Source organism: Methylobacterium sp. J-030 (genome assembly GCF_022829545.1).
Classification (GTDB): Bacteria; Pseudomonadota; Alphaproteobacteria; order Rhizobiales; family Beijerinckiaceae; genus Methylobacterium.
Window position 1 is genome coordinate 23,475 of the sequence record NZ_JAKSYM010000121.1, and the last position, 6,161, is coordinate 29,635.

A 6,161-nucleotide genomic window follows, 5' to 3' on the forward strand; every position below is an offset into this window, starting at 1 on the left:
CGGACCTCAGCCGCGCAAAGGCAGACTCAGCGGGGTGAGCGCGTCGACAGTCCGACCGCGGTAGTCGCGGCTAGGGCACAGGGCCATCATCCGCGCCTGGGCTTCGGTAAGGCGCTCGGCCGCGGCACGGTGATCGAGATCTGTCACGTGCCCGTTTGACACCACCTGACGGCCCGCCACGAACACGTCCCGCACGGCTCGGTCGGCCGCATGGAAGACGAGCGAGCGCAGCGGATCGCGGGCCGGCATCATGTCGGGCTGCTTCAGATCCACCAGCACGATATCGGCACGCCCACCGACAGCCAGTCGGCCGAGATCGTCGCGCAGCAGTGCGCTCGCGCCGCCCACAGTCGCGGCGTGGAACAGCATGCCGGTCGAGACATCGGTGATGTCGCGGGCGGCGATCCGGCTGAAGGTGCCGGCCTTGCGGATCTCCTCCAGCATATTGTGCGGGCTCGTGTCGGTGCCGAGCGCCATCGTGATCCCGGCGCGCATGTAGGCGCCGAAGCTCTCGAGGATCTGGCCATAGCGGGCGAACGGCGTCGGGCAGTGCGCGACCGCGCAGCCGCTCTCGGCCAAGAGGCGCAGGTCATCGCGGGTCCAGCCTCGGATCCAGGAATGGGTGTCGAGGAAGATGGCGTGGCCGAGGATGGTCCCCGGCCCGAGGATCCCGAGATCGGCCGCGTGGCGGATCGACGTGACCCCGTGTCGGCGCGCCATCTCCTGCAGTTCGAGCACGCCCTGAGAGAGGTGCAGGGTAAAAGGGATGCCGCGCTCGAGCGCGGCGGCCCGGCTGTCGCGCAGGAGATCGTCGGTGCAGTTCTCGATCTGCATCGGCGACACGACGCCGGAGAGCCGGCCCGACGGGTGCGCAGGCAGGCTGTCGATGAGTGTGAGGGCCGTGTCGAGGCCGCGCCGGCCGCCCGCCTCGTCCCAGGCGAAGCCAAGGCTGTGGCCGTTCTCCAGGCGCCAGCGGGCCGAGGCGAAGCCGGGAGCGAGGAAGCCACGAATGCCGCTTCTCGCGACGGTCTCGGTCCAACCTTCGTAGGGCGCGGTGATGTCGCAGATGCTGGTGACACCGCTCTTCAGCAGTTCGCACAGGGCGACCTCGGTGGCGGCGCAGCGCAGGCCGGGGTCGGTGGTATCGAATGCTTGGGAGCGCTCGTACAGCCCGGTCATGTACATGCTCGGGACGCCGTGCTCCTCGCGGATGCCGCGGTAGGCCGGTTCGTGCCCGAGATGGGAGTGAACGTCGACGAGCCCGGGCATCACCATCAGGTCCCGCCCATCGAAAATCTGGTCTGCAGGGCCCGTGAAGTCGGGACCGACGTAGAGGATGCGATCCTCGGTGAAAGCGACGTCGATACCGCGCTGGTAGACATGTTGGCTCGTCGCCCGGTCCCAGGCGATCGCCCAATCTGCTCTCTTGATCAGCGTCTTACGGGGCATTGCTTCACCTCCTCGGGGCGGCCGTCGCGCTCACCGCGGTCGTTCAGGAAGCCAGGCCGCGAGAACCGCCGCAAGGGAACGACGCAGAGCGGTCCGGTCGGGCCACGTAGTCGACCTTCGACGGACGCCCGATGCAAACGGCGGTCCGCCGGCGCGCACGGCTCCTGTTTCGCCAAAGCGCGCTCTGATGGGTGTGCGGCGATGGTCGGCGCTGGGTGCCTACGCGAGATCAAGAAGGTCGGCGTCCCACCGGTTTCGTCTCTTCGGCCGGCGCAGCTCTCCAAAGAGCCGTGCTCGGCTCATCTGCACCGATCAGACCCGTCAGAAAGGTCGTGCGCAGTCCGGCTGCACGCCTCCCTTGACACGCGCAACTGCATCTGGAAACGTTTCCAAAACGAGTGCGAGAGAACGCGAGCGGGCATGTGGCCCCGGGTTGGGCGGGAGGATGGATCGTGACGACGCTGTCGCTGGCCGCACATCCGGCCTCCGCCACCGACCTGCGCAAGGCCGTCATCGGCGCCATCGTCGGGACGGCCATCGAGTGGTACGACTACTATCTCTTCGCCACGGCGGCCGCGACGATCCTCAACAAGCTGTTCTTCCCGCAGTACGATCCGCTCGTCGGGACACTGCTCTCGTACGCGACCTTCGCCATCGGTTTCCTCGTCCGCCCGCTCGGCAGCGTCGTGTTCGGCCGTCTCGGCGACCGCATCGGCCGCAAGAACACGCTGCTCATCACCCTCGTCCTCATGGGCGGGGCGACGACGCTCATGGGGTTGCTGCCGACCTACGCGCAGGTCGGCCTCTGGGCGCCCGTCCTGCTGATCCTGCTGCGCGCTGTGCAGGGGCTCGGGTCCGGGGCCGAGTATGCGGGAGCCGTCCTGATGGTCATCGAGAACGCGCCCCGGGACCGGCGCGGGCTCTACGGCGCCATGCCGTATATCGGCGTGGCGCTCGGGCTCCTCCTCTCGCTGGGCACGTTCACGCTCTCGTCGACCCTCGTGACGGGCGCGGCTTTCGAAGCCTGGGGTTGGCGGATCCCGTTCCTGCTGAGCCTGATCGCGGTCGCGGTCGGCCTCGTGTTGCGCTCTACCCTGCACGAGACGCCGGTGTTCGAGCAGCTCGCTACGCGCAGGAAGGCGCATGCACCCGTGCGCGAGGTCTTCCGGGACTATCGCCGGCCGCTCTTCTGCGCCTGGGGTGCCCGCCTCGGCGACGGGTCCCTGGCATACTTCTACGAGTCGTTCGTCATCGTCTACGCGACGCGCCATCTCGGCCTGGACAAGAACCAGATCCTGCCGGCCCTGATGGTCTGCACCTGCGCGCAGTTCGCGACGGTGCCGTTCTTCGGGTGGGTCTCCGACAAGGTCGGCCGCAAGCCGGTCTACCTGCTCGGCGGCCTCCTGTCCGGCGCGCTCGTGTACCCGTTCTTCCTCCTGATGGCGACGAAGTCGCTCCCGCTGATCTACCTCGGTCTCCTCGTCGTCTCGGCCGGCGCCAAGACCATGATGACGGCGGCGCAGGGACCGTGGCTGACCGAGATGTTCCCGGCTCAGATCCGCTACACCGGGTTCGCGCTGGCACGGGAGGTGACCTCCCCCCTCGCCGGCGGCCTCGCGCCGATCATCGCGACCGCGCTCCTCGCCTACGACCCGTCCGCGACGCTCGTCGGCCTCTACGTCGCGGCGCTCGGCCTGATCACCGCCGTCGCCGTGTGGCTCGGCCCCGAGACGCGCGGCCGCGACCTCGCGGCGACCGCCTACCCCGATCCCGCGCCGACCCTGTCCTGATCTGCGCGTGAGTCGAACCACGTCGCCATGACCTCCGCCGGTGGGGTCTCGCCGGCGATGCGGGCCAGAAAGGCGCGCGCCGCGGACCGGCCCATGCCGTCGGTGTCGCGCATCACCGTCGGGATCGGTGGCCGGTGGAGTCGGCCGAGCGGGATGTCGTCGCAGCAGACGAGGGCGAGGTCCCGGCCGATCGCCACGCCGCTTCCCTGGGCCGCCTCGATCGCGCCCTCGAGGAGCTGATTGCCGCCGAGGATGATCGCGGTCGGTGGCTCTGCGGCACGGAGCAGTTCGCCCACCGCCTCGGCGCCGCGGGCGGGCGACAGCGGGCCGAACGTGAAGCCGAACGGCGGTACGCCCGCGCGCGCGTGAGCGTCGGAGTAGGCACGCAGCCGCTCCCGGGCCGGCCGCATGTCGGGCCCGGCCACGAGGGCCACGCGCCGGTGGCCGGTCTCGAACAGGTGACGGGTGGCGGCCAGGATCCCGGTATAGTGGTCCGACAGGACGACGCTCGCCTCGGGCACGCCCGGCAGTTCCCGGTCGATGGCCACGACCGGAACGCCCGCGCCCGCGAGCGCCGCGATCGTGCCCGGATCGCCCTCGGACGCCGGCAGGACGATGAGCCCGTCGACCTGCCGGCGCAGCAGCAGGCCGATGCGCTGCGCGTCGACCTCCGGGCGCCCGCCGGAGTTGGTCAGCAGGACCGAGTAGCCCGCCTCGCTCAACACGGCCTCGGCACCGCCGACGATGGCCGCCAGCAGCGGATTGGTGATGTCCGAGATGACGAACCCGATCGTGTTCGTCGCGCGGCTGCGCAGGCCCCGAGCGAGCAAGTTCGGCTGGTAGCCGAGGCTCTCGGCTGCCTCGCGGACGCGCCGCAGCATCTCCGGGCTGACCGAGCCCTTGCCGGTCAGGACGCGGGAGACCGAGCCGAGACCGACGCCGGCCCGCTCGGCGACCGCGGTGATGCTGACCGGCTTCCCGCCCGGTGGACGTCGCCCCTCGCCCAACCACCGACCTCCCCTATCGCCCCATGGCCACGGCGCACCTTGACGGGGCACGCGCCGCGGCGCTAGCTGGAAACGTTTCCAAAACGCGCACGATCGGCGAGGCGGTCGAGCGAGAGGGCGATCGCATGAAGATCACGAAGATCGAGCCGCTGCATGTCGGGCAGTTCATGTATGCCCGCGTCGAGACTGACGAGGGCATCACCGGCGTCGGGGAGGCGGGGATCTGGGGCCACATCCGGACTGCCGGCACCGCGATCGAGCGCTTCGCCGAGTACCTCGTCGGCAAGTCCCCCTTCCCGATCGAGCATCACTGGAACGTGATGCACCGCTTCAGCTACTTCCAGGGTCTGGCGATCAACTCGGCGATTTCGGCGATCGACATCGCCCTGTGGGACATCAAGGGTCAGGCGCTCGGGGTGCCGATCCACGAGCTGATCGGCGGGGCGGCGCGCACAAAGGCCCGGATCTACGGCCACATCTACGAGGACACGATCGAGAAGGTCCTGGAGGAGTGCCAGCGCAAGATGGAGGCCGGGTTCAACGCCTTCGGCCACATCAATCCGTTCCTCGACGAGGGCGACGATCAGGTCTGGTTCAAGACCCACATCCGCAAGATGCGCGACGCCATCGGGAACGTGCATCGCATGCGCGAGGTCGTCGGCGACCGGGTCGACCTGCTGGTCGAACTGCACCGCCGCCTCACGGTGCCGGAGGCCATCACCTTCACGAACGGCATCGAGGACGCGCTGCCGATGTTCGTCGAGGACCCGATGCGCCCGGACGGCCCGGACGCGATGGCGCGCATCGCCGAGAAGATTCGCGTGCCGATCGCCACGGGCGAGCGCTTCTGCACGATCCACGAGTTCGAGACGATCCTGGCGCGCAACGCCTGCGAGTTCGCACGGGTGGATGTCTGTACCTGCGGCGGCATCACCGGCATGAAGAAGGTCGCCGCCATGGCCGAGGCGCGCCACGTGCAGGTCGTGCCGCACAACCCGCTCTCGCCGATCGGCCTCGCCGCCTGTCTCCAGGTCGCCGCCGCCATCCCGAATTTCGCGATCCAGGAATACGCCACGGGCTTCGAGGCCGGCACCTTCACCTCGACGATGAAGCACCTCGGCCACGACGTGGTCGACGCGGTGCCCGAGCCGAAGGACGGCTTCGTCGAGATCCCGCGCGGCCCGGGCCTCGGCATGAGCCTGCTGCCGGACGCGCAGAAGATCCGGCCCCCGCTGGTCAAGCCGATCGCCATGCGGCCGCACCTCGACGGCTTCGTCATCGATCAGTGAGGCGGGGTGAGCGGAGCGGGCCGGGCGTTCGCCCCGCTGACGGCGCCGGGCGCAGGATCCGGCCGGACGTCCGGCGAGAAGGAGAGCAGGTATGATGGGATGGCGGGCGCGCCTCGGCTTCCTGGTTCCTCCGGGTAATCCGACGGTCGAGGTCGAGATGGGCGCTCTGGCCGCCGTGCCGGGCGTCTCGGTCCACTACACCCGGATGAACGCGACCGGCGAGACCGGCAGCCTCGCGGGACAGGACGCGCGCAACCGCGAGCAAATCGCCGGCCTCGACGCGAACATGGACCTGCTCTGCCTGGTCAAGCCGAAGGTCGTCGTGCTGGCTCACACCGCGACCAGCTACACGCGCGGGCAGGCCGGGGAGGCCGCCCTCGCCGCGCGGGTGCAGGAGCGCTACGCCTCGCGCTTGATGAGCGCCTTCGGGAGAGTCGTGGCTCGGCTCCGGCACCTCGGCATCCACCAGCGCGCCTTCTGCACGCCCTACGCGCTGGGGGCGACCCTGCAGGGCAAGGCGCTGCGCGAGGCGCAGGGCTTCGCCGTGGTCAATCACGGCATCCTGCCGGGCGTGCGCAAGATATACGGCGCGACCGCGGCGCGGGCCTACGGCCTCGGGCGCCTCG

General features: G+C 69.8%; 5 protein-coding genes. 3 read left to right on the forward strand and 2 right to left on the reverse strand.

Translation table 11 applies throughout. The features are described 5' to 3' along the window. Positions 1–6 precede the first annotated feature (6 nt). The gene (locus MKK75_RS06765; RefSeq protein WP_244041844.1) at positions 7–1,449 is read right to left on the reverse strand and encodes an amidohydrolase family protein; all 1,443 of its coding nucleotides are present in this window, start codon (positions 1,447–1,449) and stop codon (positions 7–9) included. A 452-nt stretch (positions 1,450–1,901) separates the two neighbouring features. Here MKK75_RS06765 and MKK75_RS06770 point away from each other — a divergent pair, with 452 nt between their 5' ends. Continuing rightward, positions 1,902–3,239: an MFS transporter gene (locus MKK75_RS06770; RefSeq protein WP_244041845.1), complete on the forward strand. Its 1,338-nt coding sequence runs from the start codon at positions 1,902–1,904 to the stop codon at positions 3,237–3,239. Here MKK75_RS06770 and MKK75_RS06775 read toward each other — a convergent pair. After that, positions 3,209–4,246 (reverse strand): LacI family DNA-binding transcriptional regulator, encoded by a 1,038-nt coding sequence (locus MKK75_RS06775; RefSeq protein ID WP_244041846.1) that lies wholly within the window; start codon positions 4,244–4,246, stop codon positions 3,209–3,211. The two genes, MKK75_RS06770 and MKK75_RS06775, sit on opposite strands and share 31 nt — an antisense overlap. A gap of 125 nt (positions 4,247–4,371) precedes the next feature. Between MKK75_RS06775 and MKK75_RS06780 the strand changes: the two genes are divergently transcribed. Further along, positions 4,372–5,535: a mandelate racemase/muconate lactonizing enzyme family protein gene (locus MKK75_RS06780; protein ID WP_244041847.1), complete on the forward strand. Its 1,164-nt coding sequence runs from the start codon at positions 4,372–4,374 to the stop codon at positions 5,533–5,535. Between the two features lie 91 nt (positions 5,536–5,626). Beyond that, a partial coding sequence (locus MKK75_RS06785) for a hypothetical protein (RefSeq protein WP_244041848.1) occupies positions 5,627–6,161 on the forward strand: 535 nt, incomplete at its 3' end.

What these genes read in the sequence shown, in the direction of transcription:
- MKK75_RS06765 (WP_244041844.1), bottom strand. Translation starts at nt 1,449, where the DNA reads ATGCCCCGTAAGACGCTGATCAAGAGAGCAGATTGGGCGATCGCCTGG.
- MKK75_RS06780 (WP_244041847.1), top strand. Translation starts at nt 4,372, where the DNA reads ATGAAGATCACGAAGATCGAGCCGCTGCATGTCGGGCAGTTCATGTAT.